The organism is Streptomyces sp. NPDC060194, from assembly GCF_042728285.1.
Taxonomy (GTDB): domain Bacteria; phylum Actinomycetota; class Actinomycetes; order Streptomycetales; family Streptomycetaceae; genus Streptomyces.
Genome location: NZ_JBHWZH010000086.1, coordinates 1 through 26,228, shown reverse-complemented (window position 1 = coordinate 26,228; position 26,228 = coordinate 1). Strand labels below are relative to the sequence as shown.

Here is a 26,228-nt window from a genome sequence, read left to right as displayed (position 1 = left end):
GGACTCGGAAGAGTCCCGGGCCCTTCGTGGTGTGCGGAGGCGTTCACGAAACGGAACCGCGGTCCGCGCGCGGACCGCCGCGCGGCTCAGGCCGCGGCGCAGCTCGGGCAGACGCCCCGGTAGGTGACCTCGACGTCGGACACGGTGAAGCCGAAGCGCTCGGTGTCGGGCAGGTCCGCCAGCGGGTTGCCCGCCGGGTGGACGTCCCGGATCGTGCCGCAGCTCGCGCACACCAGGTGGTGGTGGGGGCGGTGGGCGTTCGGGTCGTAGCGCTTGGCGCGCTTGTCGGTGGAGACCTCGATCACCTCGCCGAGCGAGACCATCTCGCCGAGGGTGTTGTAGACGGTGGCGCGCGAGATCTCCGGCAGCCGTGCGACGGCACGGGCGTGCACCTCGTCGGCCGTCAGGTGGACGTGGTCCCCGTCGAGCACCTCGGCCACGACACGACGCTGCGCGGTCACGCGCCAGCCGCGTCCGCGCAGTCGTTCCAACAGGTCACTCATGAGGCAAAGCCTAACAGTCGGCCCCGCCGATTCTGAACGGGTGTGATTCTGGATACGAATCGGAGTTGGACAATGTCCATTGTGGGACCCGGCCCGCACCCCGGCGCGTGGTCAGCCCGCGGAGAGAGTCGCCTCCTGTCGCCGACTCGGGGCCCAGCACGCGATGATGTCGCGCACGGAGACGATGCCGACGGGTTCGGACCCGTCGAGGACGATCAGGTGCCGGAAGCCGCCGTTGGCCATCGCGTCGGCGGCCTCCTCCAGGGTCCACGACGGGGTGGCGAAGACGACGTCCGTCGTGGTGTGCGTACCGGCCCGCTCGTGGTCGGGGTTCTGCCCCGACCCGACCGAGATGAGGATGTCGCGCTCGGTGAGGATCCCGAGCCCGCTGTTGTCGCCGTCGAGCACGACGGCCGCGCCGACGCGGCGGTCGGCCATCAGCCGGGCCGCCTGGCGGAGGGTGTGGTTCGGGCCGACGGTGAGGACCACGGTGGTCATGGCGTCACGGACGAGCATGAATGGAGCCACCTCCTGAGGGTTGTCCCACCTGCTCACCTGCTAGCGAAACGATTCACAAGTTCACAAGTAGGGGTTCCAGAGTGGCAGCCCGAGGCGTCGGCCAGCAAGAGGGCCGTGCTCCTCAGGGCTCGGTCCGCCTCCGGGGCGCCCCTCCGGCCCACGCGCCCGGCGCGCTCAGGGGTTTCAGCGGCGGGTGCCCACGTACCCCAGCAGGTCGCCGTGGAGCAACCCGTTCGAGGCCGCCGCGTCGCCGCTGTGCGGGCCCGGACGGCCGTCGAGGCCGGTGAAGCGGCCGCCGGCCTCCTCCACGATGATCGCGTTCGCCGCCATGTCCCACAGCGACAGCTCCGGCTCCGCGCACACGTCGACGGAGCCCTCGGCGACCATCATGTACGGCCAGAAGTCGCCGTAGCCGCGGGTGCGCCAGACGGCGCGGGTGAGGTCGAGGACGCCGTCGAGCAGGCCGCGCTCCTCCCAGCCGGAGAGCGAGGAGAACGCGAAGGACGCGTCCCGGAGTTCGGCGACCTTCGAGACCGACATCCGGCTCGCGGAGGTGAGGCTGCGGCCGGTGAAGGCGCCGTGGCCCTTCGCGGCCCACCAGCGGCGGCCCAGGGCGGGCGCGGAGACCAGGCCGACCACGGGCTGGAAGCCGTGCTCGCCGGCCTCCATCAGGGAGATCAGGGTGGCCCACACCGGGACCCCGCGCACGTAGTTCTTGGTGCCGTCGATCGGGTCGATCACCCAGCGCCGGGGGCCGCTGCCCTCCACCCCGTACTCCTCGCCGAGGACCGCGTCGCGCGGCCGGGCGCGCTTGAGGTGACCGCGGATCAGTTCCTCGGCCGCCTTGTCCGCCTCGGTGACCGGCGTCAGGTCCGGCTTGGTCTCGACCTCGAGGTCGAGGGCCTTGAACCGCTCCATGGTGGTGGCGTCGGCGGCGTCGGCCAGGACGTGGGCCAGGCGCAGGTCGTCGTGGTAGTCGGGCATGGCCACGACCCTACCGATCTCCCCTGGGGCGGACCACAGCGCCCGTCCCGCTCCGGCGGGGCCCGCGGGGGCTATTGACACCCCGCCACCACGCGTCAACTCTGAGCGCAGGCCGGACGGACCGACCGGCCCGAGTGGGAGGCCGACGATGCCCACAGCGCGCGAAGCCCTGCTGGACGCCGCCTACACGGCGCTCGCCCGCCGCCCGTGGTCTGCGGTGCGGATGGTCGACGTGGCCGCCGCCGCCGGGGTGTCCCGGCAGACCCTCTACAACGAGTTCGGCAGCAAGGACGGCATCGCCCGCGCGCTGGTGCGGCGCGAGGCCGACGGCTTCCTCACCGGCGTGGACCGGGCGCTCGCGTCCGGGGGCCTCGACGCGATGGGGGATTGGACCCTGCGGGCCGCCCGGGCCAACGCGCTCGTGCGGGCCCTGCTCACCGGCTGCTGGGGCGAGCGGCTGCCGGTCCTCGCCCGGGTCGGCGCCCGCTCGCGCCCCGGGGTGCCGGCGCAGCGCCGCGCGGACGGTCCGCTGCCCGCCCCGGGCGAGCTGCTGGCCCAGGTGCGCGATCGCGCGGCGGCCTGGGTCCTGGGGGAGCGCGGCGGCGACGAGAGTGCCAAGGACGTGCTGCGCGAGTGCGAGGTCGCCGTCCGCCTGGCGCTGTCCTACGTCGTCGCCCCGGCGGAACCGGGACGCGAGCGGGCCGGCGGGCCCCACCGCCAGGGCGCCGGGGGGCGGGTCAGTGCGCCGAGCCGGAGAGCTGCAGACCGATGACGCCGACGATGACCAGCGTGATCGACACCAGCTTGAGCGTGGAGACCACGTCCCCGAGGAAGAGCATCCCGTAGATCGCCGTGCCGGCGGCCCCGATGCCCGTCCACACCGCGTACGCGGGACCGACGTCCAGCTTCTTCAGGGCGAGGGTGAGGAGGCCGAAGCTGCCGAGCGCGAACAGGCAGAAGGCGATCGTCGGCCAGAGGCGGGTGAACCCGTTGGAGAGCTTGAGACAGACCGCGAAACCCGTCTCCAGGAGACCGGCCGCGACGACCAGCAGCCACGCCATGGGGAGCCTCTCTCGCCGACCGGACCGTCCGCCTGGGATCAGGCTGTTGTGATGATGCCGCAATCCGACCGGTCCCGGCAGACGACCCGCCGTGCGCGCTCCCGGGGCCCTAGTCGCCCTCCCGCCGCTCCCTGGTGGCGAGGAGGCGGCGCAGGGAGTACAGGCGCTGCGGGTCGGCGTGCCCGTCGGCCACCCAGGCGTCGAGCGCGCAGTCGGGCTCGTCGTGGGAGCAGGCGCGCGGGCAGTCCTCGGTGCCGGGTTCGAGGTCGGGGAAGGCGTGGATGACCCGGGCGGGGTCGACGTGGAAGAGGCCGAAGGAGCGCACGCCCGGGGTGTCGACCACCCAGCCCGCGTCGTCCGCCAGGGGCAGGGCGAGGGCCGAGGTGGTGGTGTGCCGGCCGCGGCCGGTCACCGCGTTGACGTGTCCGGTCGTGCGCCGCCGGTCCGCCGGCACCAGCGTGTTGACCAGGGTCGTCTTGCCGACGCCGGAGTGGCCCACGAACGCGGTGACCTTGCCGTCCAGGTGCTCGCGCACCAGCTCGGCGGCCTGGCCGTTCTCCAGCTCCTCGCGGCTGGTGACCACGTGCCGCAGGCCGAAGGCGGCGTAGGTCTCCAGGAGCCTCTCGGCGGAGGCCAGGTCGCTCTTGGTGAGCACCAGGAGCGGCTCCAGACCGCCGTCGAAGGCGGCGACCAGGCAGCGGTCGATCATGCGCGGGCGCGGCTCGGGGTCGGCGAGCGCGGTGACGATCGCGAGCTGGTCGGCGTTGGCGACGACGACCCGCTCGTAGGGGTCGTCGTCGTCCGCGGTGCGCCGCAGGACGGACGTGCGCGGCTCGATGCGCACGATCCGGGCGAGGGTGTCCTTCTCCCCGGACAGGTCGCCGACGATCGCCACCCGGTCGCCCACGACGGCGGCCTTGCGGCCGAGTTCGCGCGCCTTCATGGCGTGCACCACGGTGCCGTCGACCAGGCAGGTCAGCCGGCCGCGGTCGACGGTGAGGACCATGCCGGCGACGGCGTCCTCGTGCTTGGGGCGGATGTGGGTGCGCGGGCGGTTGCCCTTGCGGTTGGGACGCGCGCGGATGTCGTCCTCGTCGGTGTGCTTGCCGTAGCGGCGCATGGCGTCAGCTTCCCGGCCGGCTCGCGACCCCGCTCAGCATGTCGGTCCACATCTCCGGGAAGTCCGGCAGGGTCTTGGCGGTCGTGCCGACGTTCTCGATGGCGACGCCTTCGACGGCCAGGCCGATCACCGCGCCCGCGGTGGCCATCCGGTGGTCGTCGTAGGTGTGGAACGTGCCGCCGTGCAGGGGGCGGGGGCGGATGTGGAGGCCGTCGGCCGTCTCGGTGACGTCGCCGCCGAGCTCGTTGATCTCCTTGGTGAGCGCCGCGAGCCGGTCGGTCTCGTGCAGGCGCAGGTGGGCGACGCCGCGGAGGGTGGAGGGGCCGTCGGCGAGGGCCGCGACGGCGGCGATGCCGGGGGTGAGCTCGCCGACCTCGGAGAGGTCGACGTCGATGCCGTGGACCGAGCCGCCGCCGGTGAACGTCAGGCCGGCCTCGGTCAGCTCGCAGGAGCCGCCCATGGCGGTGAAGATCTCGCGCAGCTGGTCGCCGGGCTGGGTGGTGCGCTCCGGCCAGTCGGGGATGACGACCCGGCCGCCGGTGACCAGGGCCGCGGCCAGGAACGGCTGGGCGTTGGACAGGTCGGGCTCGACGGTGAGGTCGCGGCCGAGCAGCGCGGAGGGCGAGACCCGCCAGACGTTCGGCTCGCCGCCCGTCTCCGGCTCGTCGACCTGGGCGCCGACGGACCGCAGCATGTCGACCGTCATCCGGATGTGGGGCAGCGACGGCAGCGCCCTGCCGACGTGCCGCACCTCGACGCCCTGGTTGAAGCGCGGCGCGGCGAGCAGCAGCGCGCTGACGAACTGCGAGGAGTTGCTGGCGTCGATCTCGACGCGGCCGCCGTCGAGCGCGCCGCCGCCGTGGACCGTCAGGGGGAGGGCGCCGCGGCCGTCGTCGTCGATGCGGGCGCCGAGGGCGCGCAGGGCGTCGATCACCGCGCCGAGGGGGCGCTCGTAGGAGCGGGGGTCGCCGTCGAACCGGACGGGTCCGTCGGCCAGGGTCGCGACGGGCGGCAGGAAGCGCATGACCGTGCCCGCGTTGCCCACGTCGACCGCCGCGGGGCCGTGCAGTCCGGCCGGGATGACCCGCCAGGCCTCGCCGCCGGGGCCGCCGGTGCCCGCCGAGCTGGAGGAGACCGTCTCCTCGATGCCGACGCCCATCGCGCGCAGCGCGTCCGCCATCAGCAGGGTGTCCCGCGAGCGCAGCGGGCGGCGCAGCCAGCCGGGCTCGGCGGCCAGCGCCGCGAGGACGAGGCCACGGTTGGTGACCGATTTCGACCCGGGCACGGTGACCCTCGCGACGACGGGTCCGCTCGCTTGCGGGGCGGGCCAGAGGGCGGTGGACGCGGAGGTGGCGGTCATGCGTCCACCTTAGTGGCTCAGGGTGACAGCGGGGCTCCGCTAGAGCCCCAGCAGCCAGCGCCCGCCGCCCGTCAGCGCGCACAGGGAGACGACGTGGAAGAAGAGCAGCCACACCAGCGGCGGGACGTGCGTCAGCCGGGCGAGCTGGTCGGCGTCGGAGTCGCCGGCGTGGCCGTGGCGGCGCTTGGCCTGGAGCTCGAACGCCGGGCGGACCCCGCCGAGGAGCAGGAACCACACGACGGCGTAGGCGAACCCCGCCTGCACCTCGGCCGGGGCGAAGGCCGAGACGACCAGGAACGCGGCGCAGGTGACGACGACGGTGAGCGCCCCGTACCAGTTCCTGATCATGACGAGCAGGGCGAGCAGCAGGGCCGTCGCCAGCCACAGCAGGAGGGTGATGTGGTCCGCGGCGAGCAGCCAGGCGCCGCCGAGGCCGAGCAGCGGGGGCGCGGTGTAGCCGGCGGCCGCGGTGAGGATCATCCCGAAGCCGGTCGGCCGGCCGCGGCTCACGGTGAGGCCCGAGGTGTCCGAGTGCAGCCGGATGCCGTGCAGGGTGCGGCCGGTCAGCAGGGCGGTCAGGCCGTGGCCGCCCTCGTGCGCGATGGTGATCGCGTTGCGGGCTATCCGCCACGCCGGCCGGAAGGCGGTCACGGCGAGCGCCGCCAGGCCGGTGGCGACGACGAGCCACGGCTCGGGGTCCGGCTGGGCGCCGAACACGCGGCTCCAGAGGTCGGAGAGGTCGTTCGGGTCCATTTCCGCGTGAGCTCCTCGGCAGCTGGGGGAACGTGGCAGTCTGGCACGTATGTGCGGACGGTATGCGGCGAGTCGGAAGCCGGAGGACCTGGCGGGGATCTTCGAGGTCGAGGAGTCCCCCGTGGGCGACGCCGAGGAGGCCCTGCCTCCCGACTACAACGTGGCCCCCACGAAGGAGGTCTACGCGGTTCTCGAACGCCCTCTCAAGGACGCCGACGACAAGCGTCCGGTTCGCCAGCTGCGGAAGCTGAAGTGGGGCCTGGTGCCGTCCTGGTCGAAGTCCCCCGAGGGCGGCGCCCGGATGATCAACGCGCGCAGCGAGACCCTCCACGAGAAGCCGTCGTTCCGCAAGCCGTTCGCCTCCCGGCGCTGCCTGCTGCCGGCCGACGGCTACTACGAGTGGGTCACCGGGAGCGCCGAGCGGGAGAAGGAGGTCGAGGGGAAGAAGAAGCGGCCCCGCAAGCAGCCCTACTTCGTCACGCCCGCCGACGGCTCGGTCTTCGCCATGGCCGGCCTCTACGAGTTCTGGCGCGACCGCACGCTCGCCGACGACCATCCGCTCGCCTGGTGGGTCACCTGCTCCGTGGTCACCACGGAGGCGGAGACGTCCCCGCTGGCCGTCGCGCCCGCCGAGGGCCCGCGCTCGCTCTCCGACATCCACCCCCGGATGCCGCTGATGCTCACCCCGGACCGCTGGGACGCCTGGCTCGACCCGTCCCGCACCGGCCTCGACGACCTGCGGGGGCTGCTGGCCCCGCCTCCCGAGGGCCTGATGCGCGCCTATCCCGTCTCGACGGCGGTCAGCAACGTCAGGAACAACGGTCCGGAGCTGCTGGAGGAGCTCGCGGCGCCGGAGGAGCCCACGCTCTTCTGAGAGCGGGTTCCCAGGGGCCCCGCGCGGCAGGATGGGTGCGTGACACAGAACGCATCCCCGCGCGGGACATCGAGCGAGACCGTCTCAACGCCGACCGGGGACGCCCGCATCACCTGGCACGAGCCCTCGGCGGAAGCACCCGAAGCGCGCCTGGTGCTCGCCGTGAGCCACGGGGCGGGCGGCGGCGTCGAGGCCCGCGACCTCCAGGCGCTCGCCGCCGCGCTGCCCGCCCAGGGCGTGAGCGTCGCCCTCGTCGAGCAGCCGTGGCGGGTGGCGGGCCGCAGGCTGGCGCCCGCGCCGAAGACGCTGGACGCGGGTTGGCGCGGCCTGTGGCCGGCGCTCACCGCACGGGGGCTGCCCGTCGTGGCCGGCGGGCGGAGCGCGGGCGCGCGGGTCGCCTGCCGCACCGCGGCCGACCTGGGGGCACACGCGGTGCTCGCGCTCAGCTTCCCGCTGCACCCGCCGGGGCGGCCGGAGCGCTCCCGCGCGGACGAACTGCTCGGCGCCGGGGCGCCGACCCTCGTCGTGCAGGGCGGGAGGGACCCCTTCGGGAGGCCGGAGGAGTTTCCCGAGGGACCCCACCGCCTGGTCGAGGTCCCCCACGGCGACCACGGCTTCGCCGTGCCGAAGCGCGCGCCGCTCACCCAGGAGGAGGCGCTCGCCGGTCTGGTCGCCGCGGTGGGCGGCTGGCTGCGGGAGCGGTGAGCGGGACCTGCGTCACCCGTCGCCCGGGACCACCGTCGCGGATTCCCGCGGACCTTCGCCCGTCGGGCGGGAATGCGCGGCGCCGGGCTTCTGTTGACACGCACGTCGGGTGCACAGAAGCGCGCGCGACGCAAGTGGACGCAAGAGACGTACGTGGGAAGGAAGTCCGCCGCATGGGTTCGACCATCTGCCCGAGTCGCACGAGCCGCGCCGACCTGGACTGGTCCGTGCTGCCGGCGGCGCGCGACGCCCGGGTCAGGGCGCCGGGCGGACACGTTCGACAGGAAGTGTCCCCCCAAGGTCGACTATTCTCCGAGACGAGCGGATCCGGGCTCGGGTCCGCCGCAGTCGCGGAGGAGGTGGGTCCTGTCAGCGGGACCGAGGACGGTCGCAACACGGTGCCCGAGGAGACCGCCGACGAGCGCAACGCGCGCTTCGAGCGGGACGCCCTCGGATTCCTCGACCAGATGTACTCGGCGGCGCTGCGCATGACGCGCAACCCCGCCGACGCCGAGGACCTGGTCCAGGAGACCTACGCCAAGGCGTACGGCTCGTTCCACCAGTTCCGCGAGGGCACCAACCTCAAGGCGTGGATGTACCGCATCCTGACCAACACGTTCATCAACTCCTACCGCAAGAAGCAGCGCGAGCCGCTGCGCAGCGGGGCGGAGGAGATCGAGGACTGGCAGCTCGCGCGGGCCGAGTCCCACATGTCGACCGGGCTCCGCTCGGCGGAGTCGCAGGCGCTGGACCACCTGCCGGACTCCGACGTGAAGCAGGCGCTGCAGGCGATCCCCGAGGAGTTCCGCATCGCGGTCTACCTCGCGGACGTCGAGGGGTTTGCCTACAAGGAGATCGCCGACATCATGGGAACCCCCATCGGTACGGTCATGTCCCGGCTCCACCGGGGCCGCCGCCAGCTGCGGGGCATGCTGGAGGACTACGCCCGCGAGCGCGGACTGGTCCCGGCCGGCGCCGGCGATTCGGGCGACGCGAAAGGTTCGGGCTCATGAGCTGCGGAGAGCCGCACGAGACGGACTGCTCCGAGGTCCTCGACCATCTCTACGAGTTCCTCGACCACGAGATGCCGGACAGCGACTGCACCAAGTTCGAGACCCACTTCGACGAGTGCTCGCCCTGTCTGGAGAAGTACGGCCTCGAGCAGGCCGTCAAGAAGCTGGTGAAGCGCTGCTGCGGCAGCGACGACGTGCCCGCGGACCTGCGGTCGAAGGTGATGGGGCGGATCGAGCTGATCCGCGCCGGGCAGGCCGTTCCCGAGCAGGACGTCGCCGCGTCGACCGCCGACTCGCCGAGCACGCAAGGACGTTGACCCCGTCCGCGCCCGGTGGCCACGGCCCGGGCGCGGCGCGGACGCGCAGCCATGACGGACAGGGCGCAGGGCGTTTTCACTCGAACGTGCTAATCCGCCTGTCCCGTGAAGGCCGCCTTCGCCGATGCCTCCCGCCGACGCCCACGGCCGCCCTATTCTCCGGACGACTGATACTCGGGCGTCCGGGAGGTGCGTGCGATGCGGGGGGTGCCGCCGGCGGCGTGTGCGTACATCGCCTGCGCCGTCGTCGCCGCGGCCGTCTGCGCGGCTCCGGCGGACCTGGGCCGGTGGGGGCCGACCGTCGCCGTCCTCGCCGCGCTGTACGCGGCCTGTGAGCGGCTGAGCCGGCGGCCTTATCTGGGCGCCTTCTTCCCGGTGCTCCTCGCGGGGGCCTTCCTGCTGCCGCCGGCGGCAGCCGCGCTCGTCGCCGTGCCGGGGTCGCTGCTGAGCCGGGTCGAGCAGCGTCCCGCCTGGCTGCGGCGCGTCTGGCGGGCCGCAGAGCTGGCGCTCGCCTGCTGGGTCGCCGCCCAGGTGCACCGGCTGCTCGGCGGCCCCGCCGCCGTGGCCGCCGCCGACCTGCCCTCCGTCCTGCTGCCCTCGGTCGTCGCCTCGCTGGCGTTCTGCGTCACGCTGACGGCCCTCGACGGCGGGGTGCGGGCTTTGGCCGACCGGCAGTCCCTGGGCAGCGTCTGCCGGATCGCGCTGCGCCGCACCCCGGCCGCCAACCTGGTGCACGGTCTGGCCGGCCTCATGATGGCCGTCCTGTGGCGCAGCCCCTACGGTCCTTCGGCCGCCCTCCTGGTGCTGCTGCCGATGTACGTCTCCCTGTGGGCGTTCGCCCAGTACCACCGCGAGCGGGCCGCGCACCAGGCGACGATCCGGGCGCTGGTCCAGGCGGTCGACATCAAGGACCGCTACACGCGCGGCCACAGCGAGCGGGTCGGCCGGGCCTCGGTGATGATCGCCCGCGAGCTCGGCATGGACGCCGACCGGGTCGAGGTGCTGCGGTTCGCGGGCATCCTGCACGACGTCGGCAAGCTCGGCGTGCCCACCCGGCTGCTGCGCAAGGACGGGCCGCTCACCCCCGAGGAGCGCCGGGTGATCGAGCTGCACCCGGAGTACGGCCACGAGATGGTGCGCGGGATCGGCTTCCTGGGGGACGCCCGCGCGGCGATCCTCCACCACCACGAGCGGATGGACGGCAGCGGCTACCCCTACGGCCTGCGCGGCGAGCAGATCCCTCGGGCGGCCCGGATGGTCGCCGTCGCGGACGCCTTCGACGCGATGACGTCGACCCGCTCCTACGACCGCGCGCGCCCGGTCGAGGTCGCGGTGGGGGAGCTGCGGCGCTGTGCGGGGACGCAGTTCGACGCGGAGGTGGTGGCGGCGTTCACGCGGGCCATCGAGCGGCACGGGTGGAACCCGGCGGTGACCTCGGAGGAGCCGTGGTCACCCGGCGGGCCGGGAGCCGTGCCGGCGACCGGCACCCCGGAATCGTCGCCCGCCCCGCAGCCCTCCGCCGCGAAATCGTCCTCCGCCCGGCGGCCTCCCGCCGCGAAAACGCCCTCCGCCCCGCAGCCCTCCGCCGCGAAAACGTCCTCCGCCCCGCAGCGCCCGCCCACACCTGCACCGTCCTCCGCCCCGCACCCGCCCCCCGCGCGGAGGCCCGCCGAGCATCCGCAGCCGTCCCGCGCCCCCGGCGGCCGCCCGTGAACCGGGAGCGGCCGCCCGTGAACCGGGAGCGGCCGCCCGCCGTCGTCGCCGTGGTCCTCGCGGCCGCGCTGACCGCCGTCCACGGGCTTGCGGACACCCTCTGGCACGGTGTGGACGCCCGAGGGACCGCGCTCGCCTTCGGGGTGCTGGTCGCCGTCGGCGAGCTGCTGCGCCGGCCCGGGGCCGAGGAGCGCGAACCGGCCCCCCTGGGCACGGCGGCGGCCCTCGCGTACGCGCTCTCGGGACCCGGGGCGCCCCAGGTGGTGGCGGTCGTCGTGGCCGGGGGCCTCGCCGGGGCCGCTCCCGCGCTGGCCCGGGGGCACGGACCCGCCGCCGTCGACGCCGCCCGGCGGCTCCTGACGACGGCCTTCGCCGCCGTCTGCTGCGAGCCGCTGCGCGGGCTCCCGCCCGGCCCGTGGCACCCCGCCTACCTGGTGATGGTGCTCGGCCTCACCGCGCTCTGCGACGCCGTCCTCGCCGCGGCCGTCGCCCGGGCCCGCACCGGCTGGCCGTACGCCCCGCTGCTGCGGGACGGGCTGCGGGCGCTGGCGGGCGTCGGGTCGGCGGTGTGCGCGACGGGGGTGGTCATGGCGCTCGGGGTCACCGTGGCGGGCGTCTGGGCGCTGCCGGTGTGCGCGGTGCCGCTGCTGCTCACCCAGCTCTCCGCCCGGCGGTACGCGGCCGTGCGGACCACCTACCGGCAGACCATGGCCTCGCTGGCCAGGGCCACCGAGATCGCCGGGCACACCCCGCACGGGCACGCCCGCAGGGTGGCCGCGCTCAGCCGCGCGGTGGGGCGCGACCTCGGTCTCTCGGAGCCGGAGCTGACCGTCCTGGAGTACGCGGCGCTGATGCACGACATCGGCCAGCTCTCCCTGGTCGACCCGGTGCGCGGCGGGGCCACCGCCGAACTGCCGCCGGCCGAGCAGCGGCGCATCGCGCGCCTGGGCGGCGCGGTGGTCCGGCAGACGGGGGTGCCCGACGCGGTGGCCGACGTCGTCGAGCGGCAGGCGGAGCCCTACCGGGACCAGCCGCTGCCCGCGCGGATCGTCCGCGCGGTGAACGCGTACGACGACCTCACCGGGGCACCCGGGGGCGGCGGACTGCGCGCCCTGGAGCGGCTGCGGCTGGGCGCCGCCCGGGACTACTCGCCCCAGGTGGTCGAATCCCTGGCGCGCGTCCTGGCCCGGGGCGGTCTGAGCCCGGGGCCACCGGGGTAACCACCCGGTAGGGAGCGGCCCTCCTACCGGGCATGGTTGGATGCGAAGGAGGGGATGTCCGGGGATGTCCAGGGCAATGACCGAGAGCGACCTGCAGGCGGGAATCGTGAGGATCTTCGGGAAGGTACGGCACCGGCCGTCCGCCTCGTGGCGGCAGGCGACCGACCGCGCGTTCACGCTGATCGGCGACGGGCGGTACGAGGACGCCGGCGCCCTGCTGACCCGGGCGGCCGATCTCGAGCCGTGGCTGTCGGAGTCCTGGTTCAACCTCGCCCTGCTGCACAAGTTCCGGCACGACTGGGAGCAGGCCCGCGCGGCCGGCCTCCGCGCGGTCGCCCTCCTGGACCGCGAGGCCGGTGCGCCCGACTGGTGGAACGTCGGCATCGCGGCGACCGCGCTCCAGGACTGGCCGCTCGCCCGCCGCGCCTGGCAGGCCTACGGCCTCAAGGTGCCCGGCGGCACCGCGGAGCCCGGCGAGCCGACCGGCATGGAGCTGGGCAGCGCCGCCGTGCGCCTCTCGCCCGAGGGCGAGGCCGAGGTGGTGTGGGGGCGGCGGATCGACCCCGCGCGGATGGAGATCCAGTCCATCCCGCTGCCGTCCTCGGGCCGCCGCTGGGGCGAGGTCGTGCTCCACGACGGCGTCCCGCACGGCGAGCGGACCATCGAGTCCACCGGAGGCTCGTTCCCCGTCTTCGACGAGATCGAGCTCTGGGCGCCGTCCCCGGTGCCCACCTGGGTGGTGCTCCTGGAAGCGGCCACCGAGGCCGACCGGGACGCCCTGGAGACGCTCGCCGCCGACGCGGGGTTCGCCGCCGAGGACTGGTCGTCGTCGGTCCGGCTGCTGTGCCGGATGTGCTCCGAGAGCCGGATGCCGAGCGACGAGGGCGACGGCGAGCACCTCGACCCGCACGACCACAGCGAGCCCGGCCGGCCCGGCCCGCTCGGGCACCGCACCGCAGGGACCGGCATCGGCTCCCTGTGGGTGCCGGAGCGCGAGTGCGGCATCGCCGCGCCCCCCGCGCTCGTCCGCGGGCTGCTGGACGGCTGGGTCGCCGACAGCCCCGACTCGCGCGACTGGCGGGACCTCGAAGAGGTCTGCTGACCCCCCGCCGCCGCCACGGGCCCCGGCCCCGCCCGGGGCCTGCGGGCTGTCGGCGGCGGGCCGTAGGCTGTACGCGCACACACCGGACGAGGAAGGCTTCACGCGGACATGGCGCAGCAGGACACCGATCGGCAGACCCCGGTGGACGACGAGGGATTCGTCATCGACACGGAGGACTGCGAGGCCCGCGAGGAGGCCTACCGCGCGCGCGGGACCGCCCGCCCCATCACCGTCGTCGGGAACCCGGTGCTGCACCGGGAGTGCGCTCAGGTGACCGAGTTCGGGGACGAGCTCGCCGCCCTGGTCGACGACATGTTCGCCAGCCAGAAGGCGGCCGAGGGCGTCGGCCTGGCCGCGAACCAGATCGGCGTCGACCTGAAGGTCTTCGTCTACGACTGCCCCGACGACGACGGCGTCCGCCACACCGGCGTGGTCGTCAACCCCGTCCTCCAGGAGCTCCCCGCCGAGGCCCGCAACCTCGACGACTCCAACGAGGGCTGCCTCTCCGTCCCCACCGCCTACGCCTCCCTCGCCCGCCCCGACACCGCGGTCGTCCACGGCCAGGACGCCCGGGGCAACGCGATCAAGGTCCGAGGCACCGGGTACTTCGCCCGCTGCCTCCAGCACGAGACGGACCACCTCTACGGCCGGCTCTACATCGACCGGCTGTCCAAGCGCGAGCGCAAGGACGCCCTGCGGCAGATGGAGGAGGGCACCCCGCGCTACGAGACGGTGCCCAACGCCTGAGCGCGCCCCGCGGCCCGACGACGGCCCCGTACCGGGAACTCCTGCCCGGTGCGGGGCCGTTGGCATGTCATGGGACCCCTGGAACGACAGGAACGTTCAGAGTTGGACAAGAAAGGGCTCCATCAGGAGGCATTGCGTGCGCCAGTGGGTAGGGGACGGAGCAAATGCCCACCCGTACGGGGCAGTTGAGAGGGGATTGCCGTGGCAGCGTTCTCCCGCAGCACCGCACCGACCCGGATGGACCCGGTCCCCGCCGTCCCCGTCCCATCCGCCCTCAGGATCCCGGTGATCGAGGAGACGTTCCACCGCCGGCTCCATCCGTACTGGCCCCGCCTGCAGGAGACCACCCGCACCTGGCTCCTGGAGAAGCGGCTCATGGCGCCCGAGAAGGTCGAGGCCTACGCCGACGACCTGCGGTACACCGACCTCGTCGCCGGCTACTACCTGGGCGCCCCCGACGACCTGCTCTCCGCGATAGCCGACTTCAGCAGCTGGTTCTTCGCCTGGGACGACCGCCACGACCGGGACGTCGTCCACGGCCGCACCGACGCCTGGCGGCAGCTGTGCTTCCGGCTGCACGCGGCGCTCGACGCCCCCGCCCGCCACCTGGCCCACCCCGACCCGCTGGTCGCCGCCTTCGCCGACTGCGTGCTGCGGATGTACGGCCGCGTCGGACTCGACTGGAACGACCGCTTCGCCCGCCACTTCCACCCGGTCATCGACGCCTACGACCGCGAGTTCGACAACCGCCGCACCGGCACCGTCCCCACCGTGGCGGAGTACGTGGAGCTGCGCCGGCTCACCTTCGCGCACCGGACGTGGACCGACCTCCTGGAGGCCTGCGCCGGTCTGGAGCTCCCCGCCGCCTTCCGCGAGCACCCCGCCTACCGGCAGGCGGCGCTCGCCACCCAGGACTTCTCCGCCTGGTACAACGACCTCTGCTCGCTGCCCAAGGAGCTCGCCGGCGACGAGATCCACAACCTCGGCATCAGCCTGATCCACCACGAGGGGCTCTCCCTCGAACAGGCCGTCGCGGAGCTGCGCCGCCGGGTGACCGGCTGCGTCACCGAGTTCCTCCGCGCCGAGCGGGAGGTCGAGCGGCTCGCCCACGACGCCACCTGCGACGGGACCGCCCACGGCCGCGAGGTCGGCGCCGCCCTCCTCTCCTGCGTCGGCAACATGCGCAACTGGTTCAGCTCCGTCTACTGGTTCCACCACGAGTCCGGCCGGTACCAGGTGGACAGCTGGGACGACCGCACCACCCCGCCCTACCTCAGCGACCCGGCAGGTGAGTCATGACCTCGGCCTCCGTCCCCCCCACCACCGCGCGCGCCCCCGGCGCCCGCGTCCCGCCGCTGGTCCCCGGTGGCCTCCCGCTGGCCGGGCACGCAGGCCCGCTGCTGCGCGACCCGCTGGCGTTCCTGGCCTCGCTGCGCGACCACGGCGACCTCGTCCGGCTCCGCCTCGGCCCGCGCACCGCGTACGCGGTCAACGCGCCCGAGCTGGTGGGCACGCTCCTGAAGCGGCCGGAGTACGAGGTCGGCGGGCCGCTGTGGGACACCCTGGAGGTGCTGCTCGGCAAGGGCGTCGCGACCAGCAACGGCCGCGAGCACCGGCGGCAGCGGCGGATGATCCAGCCGGCCTTCCGGCCCGAGCGGATCGCCGAGTACGCGAAGGTGATGGAGGAGGAGGCGCGCGCCGCGGCGGACCGCTGGGAGGCCGGGACCACCGTCGACGTCGGCGCCCACCTGTTCGCCGCCGCCGTGCGGATCGTCTCCCGGTCGCTGCTCGTCGTCGACTCCATCGGCCGCACGGCCGACGACGTCAGCGCCTCGCTGCACACCGTCTTCGAGGGCCTGTACCGGCGGATGGTGCTCTCCGTCGGCCCGCTGCACCGCGTGCCGACGCCCGCCCAGCGCCGTTTCGAGCGGGCGCTCGCCGACCTGCACCGGCTGGTCGACCAGATCGTCGCCGAGCGCCGGGCCTCCGGCGAGCAGCACCCCGACGTCCTCGCCGAACTCCTCGCGGGCACGGACGCCGACGGGCGGCCGCTCGACGACCGCGAGGTGCACGACCACGTCGTCTCGCTCCTGGTCGCGGGCGCGGAGAACGTGGCCTCGACCATCGCCTGGACCTTCCACCTGCTCTCCGAGCACCCCGACCACGAAAAGCGGCTGGTCGAGGAGGTGAACGCGGTCACCGGCGGCCGGCCGGTCTCCTTCGCCGACCTCGGCCGCCTCCCGCACACCCGCAACGTCGTCACCGAGGCGATGCGGATACGGCCCGCCGCCTGGATCTTCACCCGGCGCTCGGTGGCCGAGACGACCCTGGGCGGGTACCTGATACCGGCCGGCTCCGACATCGTCTACAGCCCGTACGCGATGCAGCGCGACCCGCGGTCCTTCGAGCGGCACCTGGAGTTCGACCCGGACCGCTGGACGCCGGAACGGGCGGGGGACGTGCCGGAGTTCGCGATGATGCCGTTCGGGGTCGGCAACCGGAAGTGCCCCGGCGACCACTTCAGTCTGGCCGAACTGGCGATACTGCTGGCCACGTTCGCCCCGCGCTGGCGGCTGTCGCCGGTCGAGGGCACCGATTCGGGGACGAAGATAGGGATCACCCTGCATCCGAAGCGGCTGCTCATGCGGGTGGAGGAGCGCTGAACAGGCGTCCTCAGGGGGCGGGTTCGATCCGGTAGCCCGCCACCGACGGCCAGCGCACGGTCAGCACGACCGACTCCTCCTCCGCCCGCCAGGAGTGGTCGACGCCCTTGCCCCAGACCACGTAGTCGCCCTGCTCGCTCAGGACCACGTCCCGCTCCGGGAACATCATCCGGAACCGGCCGCTGATCAGCACGAGCAGGGCGGTGCGCACCTCGCCCCTGGCCCACTCGGCGCGCTCGTCGCCAGGCGGGTGGACGCCCCACTTGATCTCGACGTCCTCGCTGTGCCGGGGGTCGCCCGGCGGCTTGAAGTGGCCCAGCAGCCAGCCGTGGTCGAGCGCGGCGTCGGCGGCGGCGCGGCCGGTGTGGATCCCGTCGGGGCGGGTGGTTCCGTCGTTCATGGACGACGACTCTAGGGGCGCGGACCGGCAGGTCCGCGCCCCCACGCGAGGACTAGAAGTCCTCGTCGAACCCGACCGAGCCCTCGACCGCCACCTGGTAGGCGGAGACGCGCCGCTCGAAGAAGTTCGTCAGCTCCTGCACGCCCTGCAGCTCCATGAACGAGAACGGGTTCTCCGAGCCGTAGACCGGCTCCAGGCCGAGCCGGACGAGCCGCTGGTCCGCGACGCACTCCAGGTAGGCGCGCATCGACTCGGTGTTCATGCCCGGCATGCCCTCGCCGCACAGGTCCCGGCCGAACTGGAGCTCCGCCTCGACGGCCTCCTTGATCATGTCGGTGACCTGCTGCCGCAGCTCGTCGTCGAAGAGCTCCGGCTCCTCCTTGCGGACGGTGTCCACGACCTCGAAGGCGAAGCTCATGTGCATCGACTCGTCGCGGAACACCCAGTTGGTGCCCGTCGCCAGGCCGTGCAGCAGACCGCGCGAGCGGAACCAGTAGACGTAGGCGAAGGCGCCGTAGAAGAACAGGCCCTCGATGCACGCGGCGAAGCAGATCAGGTTGAGCAGGAAGCGCCGACGGTCGGCCTGCGTCTCCAGGCGGTCGATGGTCTCGACCGAGTCCATCCACTTGAAGCAGAACTGCGCCTTCTCGCGGATGGAGGGGATGTTCTCCACCGCCGCGAACGCCGCCACCCGGTCGTCGTGGTCGGGCAGGTAGGTGTCGAGCAGCGTCAGGTAGAACTGGACGTGCACGGCCTCCTCGAACAGCTGCCGCGAGAGGTAGAGGCGCGCCTCGGGGGAGTTGATGTGCTTGTAGAGGGTGAGCACCAGGTTGTTCGCGACGATCGAGTCGCCGGTCGCGAAGAACGCGACCAGGCGGCCGATCAGGTGCTGCTCCTCGGGGGAGAGCTTGGCGAGGTCGGCCACGTCGGAGTGGAGGTCGACCTCCTCCACGGACCAGGTGTTCTTGATGGCGTCGCGGTAGCGGTCGTAGAAGTCCGGGTACCGCATCGGCCGCAGGGTCAGCTCGAAGCCCGGGTCGAGCAGGTTCTTGGGGGCGGCGGCGGGGTCCGCGGCGGCCGCGGTCCGGTGCTGCTGCTGGGCGGGGATGGTGTCGGACATTACTGGCAGGCCTCGCAGGACTCGGGGTTCTCCAGGGAGCAGGCCAGCGCGTCGGCGTCGACGACGGCGAGCCGCTGCTCCGCGGCGGTGGTGCCGGTGTTCTCGGCGGCGGCGGGCGCGGGCGCGGCCGCGGCGGCGGAGCCGGAGGCCGCGCGGGCGATCCGGGTCGCGGGCCGCGAGCGCAGGTAGTACGTCGTCTTCAGGCCCTGCTTCCAGGCGTACGCGTACATCGACGACAGCTTGCCGATGGTGGGCGTCTCCAGGAACAGGTTCAGCGACTGCGACTGGTCGAGGAACGGGGTCCGCGCGGCGGCCATGTCGATCAGGCCGCGCTGCGGGATCTCCCACGCGGTCCGGTACAGCGCGCGCGTCTCGGCGGGGATCCAGGCGAAGCCCTGCACCGAGCCGTTGGCGTCGCGCAGCGCCTCGCGGGTGCGGGCGTCCCACACGCCGAGCTCCTTGAGCTCGCGCACCAAGTACGAGTTGACCTGGAGGAACTCGCCCGACAGCGTCTCGCGCTTGAACAGGTTGGAGACCTGCGGCTCGATGCACTCGTAGACGCCGGCGATCGAGGCGATGGTCGCGGTCGGCGCGATGGCGAGCAGCAGCGCGTTGCGCAGGCCGGTCTCCGCGACCCGGGCGCGCAGGGCGTCCCAGCGCTCGGGCCAGTTCAGCGCGGTGTCGAAGTGGTCCGGGTGCAGCACGCCGGCCGCGGTGCGGGTCTCGGCCCAGGCGGGCAGCGGGCCGTTGCGCTCCGCGAGGTCGCAGGACGCCTCGTAGGCGGTCAGCATGATCCGCTCGGCGAGCTTCGTGGACAGCGCCTTCGCCTCGGGGGAGTCGAACGGCAGCTTCAGCTTGAACAGGACGTCCTGGAGGCCCATCGCGCCCAGGCCCACCGGCCGCCAGCGGCTGTTCGAGCGGCCGGCCTGCTCGGTCGGGTAGAAGTTGATGTCGACGACCCGGTCCAGGAACGTCACCGCGGTCCGCACGGTGTCGTCCAGGCGCTCCCAGTCGATGTCGCCCGCGGGGGTGACGAACGCGCCCATGTTGATCGAGCCGAGGTTGCAGACGGCCGTCTCGGTGTCGTCGGAGACCTCGATGATCTCGGTGCAGAGGTTCGAGGAGTGCACGACGCGGCCCGGCAGCGCGGTCTGGTTGGCGGCGCGGTTGGAGGCGTCCTTGAACGTCATCCAGCCGTTGCCGGTCTGGGCGAGCGTCCGCATCATGTTCCCGTACAGGTCACGGGCCTTGACGGTCCGGCGGGCGAGGCCCGCCTGCTCCGCCTTGCGGTAGGCGGCGTCGAACTCCTCGCCGTAGAGGTCGACCAGCTCGGGCGTGTCGGCGGGGGAGAACAGCGACCACTCGGCGTCGTCGTTGACCCGGCGCATGAACTCGTCCGGGATCCAGTGGGCGAGGTTCAGGTTGTGGGTGCGGCGCTGCTCCTCGCCGGTGTTGTCGCGCAGCTCCAGGAACTCCTCGATGTCCGCGTGCCACGTCTCCAGGTAGACGGCGGCGGCGCCCTTGCGGCGGCCGCCCTGGTTCACGGCGGCGACGGAGGCGTCGAGGGTCTTCAGGAACGGCACGATGCCGTTGGAGTGGCCGTTGGTGCCGCGGATCAGCGAGCCGCGCGAGCGGATGCGGGAGAACGGGATGCCGATGCCGCCGGCGTGCTTGGAGAGCCGGGCGACCTGGTGGTAGCGGTCGTAGATCGAGTCCAGCTCGTCGAGCGGGGAGTCGAGCAGGTAGCAGGACGACATCTGCGGGTGCCGGGTACCGGAGTTGAAGAGCGTCGGCGAGGACGGCAGGTAGTCCAGGCGGCTCATCAGGCCGTAGAGCGCGGAGACCTCGTCCAGGGAGCGCTGCGAGTCGTCCTCGGCGAGCCCGCACGCCACCCGGAGCATGAACTGCTGCGGGGTCTCGACCACCTTGCGGGTGATCGGGTGGCGGAGCAGGTAGCGGCTGTAGAGGGTGCGCAGGCCGAAGTACTCGAAGCGGTCGTCGCCGGCGCGGTCGATCGTCGCGTCCAGGCGGGCGGCGTGCCGGGCCGCGAAGTCCGCGGTGCGGTCGGCGATCAGGCCCTCGCGGTGGCCGACGGCGACGGCGTCGGAGAACGACACCGAGCCCTGGGAGGCGGCCTCCTCGGCGATGGTGCGGGCCAGGAGGCGGGCGGCGAGCTTGGAGTACGCCGGGTCCTCGGCGATCAGTCCCGCGGCCGCGTCGGTCGCGAGGTCCCGCAGCTCCGCCGCGTCCGACCCGGCGTGCCGGCCGCGGAGGGCGGCGGCGGCCACCCGTCCGGGGTCGGTGTCGGGAAGATCGGCCGTGAGGTCGGTCAGGGTCCGCAGCAGGGCGGTCCCGGGGGCGTCGACCTCGGTGGGCTCGGCCACGGCTGAAGCTGGATCGGCGGGCGCGATGGTCACGGTGCGGATCTCCCTGGCTCGGCGGGGCCGGCGGCGGGGAGCACGGGCGCGGGCGGGCATGCCTCACCGCTACGGGAGCACGCCGGCTTGCGTCCGCAGGCCCACACCACGAGGCCCGGACGGATCGGCACCCGGACCGGTCGGCCCGGATGCGCTGTCGGCGAGGCCTTCGGACTTCCCGGCGCCCGTATGGGCACACATACACCGTTGCGGGACAGTTCCGGATTCGCACCGGATTCCCCTGCGTCGACAGCGAGGTCGAGCATACATGTGGGGGTGCCTCATGGAAGCGGCCCCCACATCTAGTGTCGCGATGTGATCCGCTGTTAACGCAGGGGCACGGGGTCCGCCGTTGCGGGGCCGCGGGCCGGTCACCGGGGAGCCTTCGGCAACCGGGTGAACGCCGCCTCCGCGCCGAGCGGGGTGCGGGCCTTTCCGGTCCGCACCCCGCTTCCCGTCCGTCCCCGGCGGGGGTTCAGCAGCAGCGGAAGCCCTCGCGGGGATCCGCCTCGCGGCGGTCCGTCCGCCGGTGTTCGAACGCGCGGCGGGTGAGCACCTCCGCGTCCCCGTCGTGCGCACGCGTGTGCGCCACGTACCGCTCGTAGGTGTTCTCGCCCGTCAGTTCGCGCAGCAGGAAGCCGAGGCGGCGCGCCCGCGCGAGGAGCGCCCTCATCGCGCGGCCGGTTCCGCCGCGGAGCCGGAGCCGACGACACCGCCGTCCGGACCGACGCCGGCCGCGGCGAACTCCGCCTTCTCCTCCGCGGTGGGGAGGAACGAGGCGGGCGCGAGCAGCTTGGACTGGGTGTGCGGGACCTCGGTGAGGGTGGCCGCCGAGGGGTTCCGCAGCGCCTTGACGCACACCCGGGCCGCGTCCACGAGGACGACCACGATCAGGACCGCGAACAGCGCGGACAGCACGCCGTCGACGGTCGCGTTCGTGACGACCGTGTGCATGTCGTCCATCGACTTCGCGGGTGCCAGGACCTCGCCGGCCTCGATCCCGTCGGCGTACTTCTCCCGCTGGGCGAAGAAGCCGACCTTGACGTCGTCCGAGAACACCTTCTGCCAGCTGGCCGTCAGGGTCACCACGACGTCCCAGACCAGCGGGACCCCCGTCACCCAGGCCCACTTCGCGCGGCCGGACTTCACGAGCAGCGTGGTGCAGACGGCGAGCGCGACCGCCGCGAGCAGCTGGTTCGCGATCCCGAACAGCGGGAAGAGCTGGTTGATCCCGCCGAGCGGGTCGTGGACGCCGACCCACAGGAAGTAACCCCAGCCGCCGACGACCACGGCGCTGGCGATCCAGACGCCCGGCTTCCAGCTGACCTCGCGGAACTTTGGCACGACGTTGCCGAGGGTGTCCTGGAGCATGAACCGCCCGACGCGGGTGCCGGCGTCGACCGTGGTGAGGATGAACAGCGCCTCGAACATGATGGCGAAGTGGTACCAGAAGGCCTTGAGGCCCGCCCCGCCGACCACCGCCGAGAAGATCTCCGACATGCCGAGTGCGAACGTCGGCGCGCCGCCGGTCTTGGAGAGCAGGCTCGGCTCCTCCACGGCGGCGGCCGCGGCCTTCAGCTGGTCGGGCGTGATGGTGAAGCCGAGGTTGGCGATCGCCTCGGAGGCGCTCTCGACGGTCGTGCCGAGCACGCCGGCGGGCGAGTTGACCGCGAAGTACAGGCCCGGGTCGAGGACGCAGGCGCAGATGACCGCCATGATCGCGACGAACGACTCGGTCAGCATGGCGCCGTAGCCGATCATCCGGACCTGCGTCTCCTTCTGGATCATCTTCGGGGTGGTGCCCGAGGAGATCAGGGAGTGGAACCCGGAGAGCGCGCCGCAGGCGATGGTGATGAAGACGAACGGGAACATCGAGCCGGCGAAGACGGGGCCCTGGCCGTTGGTCGCGAACTCGGTGACCGCCTCCATCTTCAGCGTCGGCAGGGCGACGACCACGCCGAGCGCGAGCAGCACGATGGTGCCGACCTTCATGAACGTCGACAGGTAGTCGCGCGGCGCGAGCAGCATCCACACCGGGAGCACGGAGGCGAAGAAGCCGTAGACGACCATCCAGATGACGAGCGTGCTCGCGTCCAGGGTGAAGGTCTCCGCCCAGGACGACTCCGCGACCCAGCCGCCGGCGACGATCGCGAGCAGCAGCAGGGCGACGCCGATGAGCGAGACCTCGGTGACCTTGCCCGGGCGCAGGGTGCGCAGGTAGACGCCCATGAAGAGGGCGATGGGGATCGTCATCCCGATGGAGAACACGCCCCAAGGGGAGTTGGCGAGGGCGTTGACGATGACCAGGGCGAGCACCGCGAGCAGGATGATCATGATGACGAAGACCGCGATGAGCGCCGCTACGCCGCCGACCGCGCCGATCTCGTCCCGGGCCATCTGGCCGAGCGAGCGGCCGTCGCGGCGGGTGGAGAAGAACAGCGTGACCATGTCCTGGACCGCGCCGGCCAGGATCACGCCGACGACGATCCAGATGGTGCCGGGCAGGTAGCCCATCTGGGCGGCCAGCACGGGGCCGACGAGCGGGCCGGCGCCGGCGATGGCCGCGAAGTGGTGGCCGAACAGCACCCGGCGGTCCGTCGGGTGGAAGTCGACACCGTTGTCGAGGCGTTCGGCGGGGGTCGCCCGCGTCTTGTCGACCTTCAGGACGCGGTGCGCGATGAAGCGCGAGTAGAAGCGGTAGCCGATGGCGTACGAGCCGAGCGCGGCGGCCAGCATCCACGCGGCGGACACCTCCTCCCCGCGGGACAGCGCGAGCATCGCCCAGCCGGCCGCGCCGGCGAGCGCGACGAGCGTCCAGACCAGGATCGTCCTCGGCGAGGGCGGGGTGCGCTGCGCGCGGGGTGGTGCGGCGGCCGGTGTCGGCTCTGACATGGCGGTTCGTCCCCTCGTGAAGCCCCGTGCCGTGCCGCACGGGGTGACGCTACGGCTCTGCTACGGGGCACGGCGCGGGGGTCCGTACGGTTCACGCCGGACCGTCCGCCGCGTGAGCGGCCCGGCCCCGTACGGAACGTGCTGCGCGACACGACGCCCGGGAAATCTAGGCCGGTTGACCGCTCACCGGAACCCCTCGTCCGCATCCCGACACAGGCCGCGGGCGATCGGTGCGGGTAGCGGGGGTCTCGCCGCCGGTAACGTCGCCGGCGCGTGCGCGGGAGCACCGGCACGCGGGAGGGCCCCGCCGGTGACGGCGGGGCCCTCCTCGTGCCGGTCGGGCGCGCGGCTCAGATCGGGCGCTTGAGCAGCGTCGTGAACTTGTAGCGGTCGCCGCGGTAGACCGAGCGGACCCACTCGACCGGCTCGCCCTGCTCGTCGCGGGAGTGGCGGGAGAGCATCAGCATCGGCAGGCCGACGTCGGTCCCGAGCAGGCCGGCCTCGCGGGGGGTGGCGAGGGAGGTCTCGATGGTCTCCTGGGCCTCGGCGAGCCGGATGTCGTACACCTCGGCGAGGGCGGTGTAGAGCGACGTGTACTTGACGAGGGAGCGCCGCAGGGCCGGGAAGCGCTTGGCGGAGAGGTGCGTCGTCTCGATGGCCATCGGCTCGCCGCTCGCGAGCCGGAGCCGTTCGATGCGCAGCACCCGGCCGCCGGTGGAGACGTCGAGCAGCCCGGCGAGGGAGTCGTCGGCCGTGATGTACCCGATGTCGAGCAGCTGCGAGGTCGGCTCCAGGCCCTGCGCCCGCATGTCCTCGGTGTACGAGGTCAGTTGCAGCGACTGGGTCACCTTCGGCTTGGCGACGAAGGTGCCCTTGCCCTGGATGCGTTCGAGCCGCCCCTCGACCACCAGCTCCTGGAGTGCCTGGCGGACCGTCGTCCGCGAGGTGTCGAACTCCGCGGCCAGCGTCCGCTCCGGCGGGACGGGCGTCCCCGGGGGCAGCGTCTCCGTCATGTCCAGCAGATGGCTCTTCAGGCGGTAGTACTTGGGTACGCGCGCGGTCCGCGTTCCCGGTGCCGCCGCACCGTCGCCGCCTCCGTCCGTACCCATGGTCCGCCTCTCCGGCTGCTGCCTGGTTGCCGTCACCGGCTCCTCCGTCATGTCGCGGCTCTCATCGTGGCACGGGCCGTCGAGGGCACGCCGCCAGGTCCCAAGTGTCGGTCCGATAACGGAGGCGACAGAGGTTCTTATACACCCTTGACACCCCCAAAGGTCTAGGCCAAGCTCCCGGTACTGGTCTACACCATTCACGGCCAGGTCCCAGCCCCCAGGCAGTACTCCTTGTACGTACGTCCATGCGGTGGCAGGGGGGTTGCTGCATCCCTGAGGAGGGTGTTGTGAAGCGCAAGCTGATCGCCGCAGTCGGCGTCGCGGCCATGACCGTCTCGATCGCCGCGTGCGGGGGTTCGGACGGTGGATCTTCGGACTCGAAGGCGGCTCCGAAGGACCGCAAGGAGACCCTGACGGTCTGGCTCATGGTCGACGCCCAGAGCACGTGGCCCGAGCTCGTCAAGGACGTGAACGCCCAGTTCAAGGCGAAGTACCCGAACGTCAAGGTCCAGGTCCAGTACCAGCAGTGGGCGGACAAGGCCAAGAAGCTCGACACCGCCCTCGGCGGCGACAAGTTCCCGGACGTCGTCGAGCTCGGCAACACCGAGACGATGCAGTACATCCTGAACGGCGCCCTTGCCGAGATCGACCCGAAGAAGTACGACAACTCGGACACCTGGATCAAGGGTCTGAAGGACACCTGCACCTTCGAGGGCAAGCAGTTCTGCGTCCCGTACTACGCCGGCGCTCGCGTGGCGATCTACAACAAGGACATGCTCAAGAAGGGCACCGGCAGCGACGTGCTGCCCACGGACGAGACCGCGTTCCTCGCCGCCATGGACAAGGTGTCGGCCGAGTACGGCAAGAAGGACAAGCGCTTCTCGTCCCTCTACCTGCCGGGCCGCTACTGGTACGCCGCCGCCTCCTACATCGCGGCCTACGGCGGTTCCATCGCCGAGTACGACGAGGGCTCCAAGGAGTGGAAGGGCAACCTGTCCTCCCCCGAGTCCCAGCAGGGCATCGAGCACTTCATCGGCCTGGTGAAGAAGTACAACAAGGCCGACATCACCAAGGACGAGCAGGACCACGCGAACGTCGCCGCCAACGAGAAGGCCGCCGTCCTGTACGGCAACGGCTGGGAGGCCGGCTCCATCGTCGACGGTGCCAACAACGGCAACCCGAAGCTGAAGGACAAGATCGCCGTGGCCGGCATGCCCGGCCCGAACGGCAAGGCGCTGCCCTCCTTCATCGGCGGCTCCGACCTGGCGATCACCGCGAAGTCCAAGGTCGCCGACCTCGGCGCGGAGTGGGTGTCCCTCTTCACGAGCGAGAAGTCGCAGAACGTCCTCGTCTCCAAGAACATCCTCCCGAACAACGAGAAGCAGCTCGAGCCGCTGAAGCAGAAGCCGGAGACGGCCCCCGTCGCCAACGCGGTGCCGGACGCCTGGTTCACGCCGATCGCGCCGGGTTGGACCGCGATCGAGAAGGACGAGGTCCTGGAGAAGATGCTGCTGTCGATCATCAAGGGCACCTCGGTGGCCGACGCGGCCAAGAAGGCTGACGCCGACATCAACGCGCTGATCAACAAGTAGTAGGCGCACGGAGCCTCCGGCTCTCCAGGCGGGGGCCCGGCACC

General features: G+C 72.8%; 25 protein-coding genes and 1 riboswitch. Of the genes, 12 read left to right on the top strand and 13 right to left on the bottom strand.

Translation table 11 applies throughout. The features are described 5' to 3' along the window. Positions 1-86 precede the first annotated feature (86 nt). The 3 genes from ACFWEG_RS19175 to hisN form a co-directional block, all read right to left on the bottom strand. Positions 87-503: a Fur family transcriptional regulator gene (locus ACFWEG_RS19175; RefSeq protein ID WP_387216545.1), complete on the bottom strand. Its 417-nt coding sequence runs from the start codon at positions 501-503 to the stop codon at positions 87-89. A gap of 111 nt (positions 504-614) precedes the next feature. After that, complete coding sequence (locus ACFWEG_RS19170; protein ID WP_387216543.1) at positions 615-1,019, bottom strand: cyclic nucleotide-binding/CBS domain-containing protein; 405 nt, start codon at positions 1,017-1,019, stop codon at positions 615-617. A 186-nt stretch (positions 1,020-1,205) separates the two neighbouring features. Continuing rightward, positions 1,206-2,006 carry a histidinol-phosphatase gene (gene hisN, locus ACFWEG_RS19165; RefSeq protein WP_387216541.1) on the bottom strand — a complete coding sequence of 267 codons (801 nt, stop codon included), beginning with the start codon at positions 2,004-2,006 and terminating at the stop codon, positions 1,206-1,208. A gap of 148 nt (positions 2,007-2,154) precedes the next feature. Here hisN and ACFWEG_RS19160 point away from each other — a divergent pair, with 148 nt between their 5' ends. After that, a complete protein-coding gene (locus ACFWEG_RS19160; RefSeq protein ID WP_387216539.1) occupies positions 2,155-2,778 on the top strand; it encodes a TetR/AcrR family transcriptional regulator in 624 nt (207 codons plus the stop codon). Here ACFWEG_RS19160 and ACFWEG_RS19155 read toward each other — a convergent pair. From ACFWEG_RS19155 to ACFWEG_RS19140, 4 genes are all read right to left on the bottom strand, one after another. Then, positions 2,744-3,067 (bottom strand): DMT family transporter, encoded by a 324-nt coding sequence (locus ACFWEG_RS19155; RefSeq protein WP_387216537.1) that lies wholly within the window; start codon positions 3,065-3,067, stop codon positions 2,744-2,746. The genes ACFWEG_RS19160 and ACFWEG_RS19155 overlap by 35 nt on opposite strands. 109 nt (positions 3,068-3,176) lie before the next feature. Next, the gene (gene rsgA / locus ACFWEG_RS19150; RefSeq protein ID WP_387216535.1) at positions 3,177-4,187 is read right to left on the bottom strand and encodes a ribosome small subunit-dependent GTPase A; all 1,011 of its coding nucleotides are present in this window, start codon (positions 4,185-4,187) and stop codon (positions 3,177-3,179) included. A gap of 4 nt (positions 4,188-4,191) precedes the next feature. Continuing rightward, on the bottom strand, positions 4,192-5,547 hold the full coding sequence (gene aroA, locus ACFWEG_RS19145; protein WP_387216533.1) for a 3-phosphoshikimate 1-carboxyvinyltransferase: 1,356 nt from the start codon (positions 5,545-5,547) through the stop codon (positions 4,192-4,194). A gap of 39 nt (positions 5,548-5,586) precedes the next feature. After that, positions 5,587-6,300, bottom strand: a complete 714-nt coding sequence (locus tag ACFWEG_RS19140) for a M50 family metallopeptidase (RefSeq protein WP_387216531.1) — start codon at positions 6,298-6,300, stop codon at positions 5,587-5,589. A gap of 49 nt (positions 6,301-6,349) precedes the next feature. Between ACFWEG_RS19140 and ACFWEG_RS19135 the strand changes: the two genes are divergently transcribed. The 10 genes from ACFWEG_RS19135 to ACFWEG_RS19090 all read left to right on the top strand — a co-directional run bounded on the left by ACFWEG_RS19135 (position 6,350) and on the right by ACFWEG_RS19090 (position 16,654). Beyond that, positions 6,350-7,174: an SOS response-associated peptidase gene (locus ACFWEG_RS19135; protein WP_387216529.1), complete on the top strand. Its 825-nt coding sequence runs from the start codon at positions 6,350-6,352 to the stop codon at positions 7,172-7,174. Positions 7,175-7,213: 39 nt separating this feature from the next. Further along, the gene (locus ACFWEG_RS19130; RefSeq protein ID WP_387216527.1) at positions 7,214-7,879 is read left to right on the top strand and encodes an alpha/beta family hydrolase; all 666 of its coding nucleotides are present in this window, start codon (positions 7,214-7,216) and stop codon (positions 7,877-7,879) included. A 173-nt stretch (positions 7,880-8,052) separates the two neighbouring features. Continuing rightward, positions 8,053-8,892 (top strand): sigma-70 family RNA polymerase sigma factor, encoded by an 840-nt coding sequence (locus ACFWEG_RS19125; RefSeq protein ID WP_387216525.1) that lies wholly within the window; start codon positions 8,053-8,055, stop codon positions 8,890-8,892. Further along, positions 8,889-9,209 carry a mycothiol system anti-sigma-R factor gene (rsrA, locus tag ACFWEG_RS19120; protein ID WP_387216523.1) on the top strand — a complete coding sequence of 107 codons (321 nt, stop codon included), beginning with the start codon at positions 8,889-8,891 and terminating at the stop codon, positions 9,207-9,209. The genes ACFWEG_RS19125 and rsrA overlap by 4 nt, the downstream gene beginning before the upstream one ends. Positions 9,210-9,407: 198 nt before the next feature. After that, on the top strand, positions 9,408-10,922 hold the full coding sequence (locus ACFWEG_RS19115) for an HD domain-containing phosphohydrolase (RefSeq protein ID WP_387216521.1): 1,515 nt from the start codon (positions 9,408-9,410) through the stop codon (positions 10,920-10,922). A 17-nt stretch (positions 10,923-10,939) separates the two neighbouring features. Further along, positions 10,940-12,142: an HD-GYP domain-containing protein gene (locus ACFWEG_RS19110; protein ID WP_387216519.1), complete on the top strand. Its 1,203-nt coding sequence runs from the start codon at positions 10,940-10,942 to the stop codon at positions 12,140-12,142. A 106-nt stretch (positions 12,143-12,248) separates the two neighbouring features. Next, a complete protein-coding gene (locus ACFWEG_RS19105) occupies positions 12,249-13,244 on the top strand; it encodes a tetratricopeptide repeat protein (protein ID WP_387216547.1) in 996 nt (331 codons plus the stop codon). A gap of 108 nt (positions 13,245-13,352) precedes the next feature. Continuing rightward, complete coding sequence (def, locus tag ACFWEG_RS19100) at positions 13,353-13,991, top strand: peptide deformylase (RefSeq protein WP_387216517.1); 639 nt, start codon at positions 13,353-13,355, stop codon at positions 13,989-13,991. A 201-nt stretch (positions 13,992-14,192) separates the two neighbouring features. After that, positions 14,193-15,290 (top strand): multidrug MFS transporter, encoded by a 1,098-nt coding sequence (locus tag ACFWEG_RS19095; RefSeq protein WP_387216515.1) that lies wholly within the window; start codon positions 14,193-14,195, stop codon positions 15,288-15,290. Then, complete coding sequence (locus tag ACFWEG_RS19090) at positions 15,287-16,654, top strand: cytochrome P450 (protein WP_387216513.1); 1,368 nt, start codon at positions 15,287-15,289, stop codon at positions 16,652-16,654. The genes ACFWEG_RS19095 and ACFWEG_RS19090 overlap by 4 nt, the downstream gene beginning before the upstream one ends. Before the next feature lie 10 nt (positions 16,655-16,664). Here the strand turns inward: ACFWEG_RS19090 and ACFWEG_RS19085 are convergent, their stop codons facing one another. From ACFWEG_RS19085 to ACFWEG_RS19060, 6 genes are all read right to left on the bottom strand, one after another. Further along, positions 16,665-17,054: a signal peptidase I gene (locus ACFWEG_RS19085; protein ID WP_387216511.1), complete on the bottom strand. Its 390-nt coding sequence runs from the start codon at positions 17,052-17,054 to the stop codon at positions 16,665-16,667. 52 nt (positions 17,055-17,106) lie between these two features. Beyond that, positions 17,107-18,174 (bottom strand): ribonucleotide-diphosphate reductase subunit beta, encoded by a 1,068-nt coding sequence (locus tag ACFWEG_RS19080; RefSeq protein ID WP_387216509.1) that lies wholly within the window; start codon positions 18,172-18,174, stop codon positions 17,107-17,109. Then, a complete protein-coding gene (locus ACFWEG_RS19075) occupies positions 18,174-20,591 on the bottom strand; it encodes a ribonucleoside-diphosphate reductase subunit alpha (protein WP_387216507.1) in 2,418 nt (805 codons plus the stop codon). Before ACFWEG_RS19075 ends, ACFWEG_RS19080 begins: the two co-directional genes overlap by 1 nt. A 164-nt stretch (positions 20,592-20,755) precedes the next feature. Beyond that, positions 20,756-20,832: riboswitch (cobalamin riboswitch) on the bottom strand. 234 nt (positions 20,833-21,066) lie between these two features. Beyond that, complete coding sequence (locus ACFWEG_RS19070) at positions 21,067-21,264, bottom strand: YbdD/YjiX family protein (protein WP_387216505.1); 198 nt, start codon at positions 21,262-21,264, stop codon at positions 21,067-21,069. Further along, the gene (locus ACFWEG_RS19065) at positions 21,261-23,483 is read right to left on the bottom strand and encodes a carbon starvation CstA family protein (RefSeq protein ID WP_387216503.1); all 2,223 of its coding nucleotides are present in this window, start codon (positions 23,481-23,483) and stop codon (positions 21,261-21,263) included. Before ACFWEG_RS19065 ends, ACFWEG_RS19070 begins: the two co-directional genes overlap by 4 nt. A 350-nt stretch (positions 23,484-23,833) precedes the next feature. Then, positions 23,834-24,592 carry a GntR family transcriptional regulator gene (locus tag ACFWEG_RS19060; RefSeq protein ID WP_387216501.1) on the bottom strand — a complete coding sequence of 253 codons (759 nt, stop codon included), beginning with the start codon at positions 24,590-24,592 and terminating at the stop codon, positions 23,834-23,836. A gap of 287 nt (positions 24,593-24,879) precedes the next feature. Here ACFWEG_RS19060 and ACFWEG_RS19055 point away from each other — a divergent pair, with 287 nt between their 5' ends. Continuing rightward, positions 24,880-26,184, top strand: a complete 1,305-nt coding sequence (locus ACFWEG_RS19055; protein WP_387216499.1) for an extracellular solute-binding protein — start codon at positions 24,880-24,882, stop codon at positions 26,182-26,184. Positions 26,185-26,228: the final 44 nt, after the last annotated feature.

Coding starts and splice junctions, on each gene's coding strand:
- rsrA (WP_387216523.1), top strand. CDS start 8,889: ATGAGCTGCGGAGAGCCGCACGAGACGGACTGCTCCGAGGTCCTCGAC.
- ACFWEG_RS19080 (WP_387216509.1), bottom strand. CDS start 18,174: ATGTCCGACACCATCCCCGCCCAGCAGCAGCACCGGACCGCGGCCGCC.
- def (WP_387216517.1), top strand. CDS start 13,353: ATGGCGCAGCAGGACACCGATCGGCAGACCCCGGTGGACGACGAGGGA.
- ACFWEG_RS19090 (WP_387216513.1), top strand. CDS start 15,287: ATGACCTCGGCCTCCGTCCCCCCCACCACCGCGCGCGCCCCCGGCGCC.
- ACFWEG_RS19155 (WP_387216537.1), bottom strand. CDS start 3,067: ATGGCGTGGCTGCTGGTCGTCGCGGCCGGTCTCCTGGAGACGGGTTTC.
- ACFWEG_RS19140 (WP_387216531.1), bottom strand. CDS start 6,300: ATGGACCCGAACGACCTCTCCGACCTCTGGAGCCGCGTGTTCGGCGCC.
- ACFWEG_RS19060 (WP_387216501.1), bottom strand. CDS start 24,592: ATGGGTACGGACGGAGGCGGCGACGGTGCGGCGGCACCGGGAACGCGG.
- aroA (WP_387216533.1), bottom strand. CDS start 5,547: ATGACCGCCACCTCCGCGTCCACCGCCCTCTGGCCCGCCCCGCAAGCG.
- ACFWEG_RS19125 (WP_387216525.1), top strand. CDS start 8,053: ATGGGTTCGACCATCTGCCCGAGTCGCACGAGCCGCGCCGACCTGGAC.
- ACFWEG_RS19070 (WP_387216505.1), bottom strand. CDS start 21,264: ATGAGGGCGCTCCTCGCGCGGGCGCGCCGCCTCGGCTTCCTGCTGCGC.
- ACFWEG_RS19170 (WP_387216543.1), bottom strand. CDS start 1,019: ATGCTCGTCCGTGACGCCATGACCACCGTGGTCCTCACCGTCGGCCCG.
- ACFWEG_RS19160 (WP_387216539.1), top strand. CDS start 2,155: ATGCCCACAGCGCGCGAAGCCCTGCTGGACGCCGCCTACACGGCGCTC.
- ACFWEG_RS19085 (WP_387216511.1), bottom strand. CDS start 17,054: ATGAACGACGGAACCACCCGCCCCGACGGGATCCACACCGGCCGCGCC.
- hisN (WP_387216541.1), bottom strand. CDS start 2,006: ATGCCCGACTACCACGACGACCTGCGCCTGGCCCACGTCCTGGCCGAC.
- rsgA (WP_387216535.1), bottom strand. CDS start 4,187: ATGCGCCGCTACGGCAAGCACACCGACGAGGACGACATCCGCGCGCGT.
- ACFWEG_RS19065 (WP_387216503.1), bottom strand. CDS start 23,483: ATGTCAGAGCCGACACCGGCCGCCGCACCACCCCGCGCGCAGCGCACC.
- ACFWEG_RS19135 (WP_387216529.1), top strand. CDS start 6,350: ATGTGCGGACGGTATGCGGCGAGTCGGAAGCCGGAGGACCTGGCGGGG.
- ACFWEG_RS19175 (WP_387216545.1), bottom strand. CDS start 503: ATGAGTGACCTGTTGGAACGACTGCGCGGACGCGGCTGGCGCGTGACC.
- ACFWEG_RS19115 (WP_387216521.1), top strand. CDS start 9,408: ATGCGGGGGGTGCCGCCGGCGGCGTGTGCGTACATCGCCTGCGCCGTC.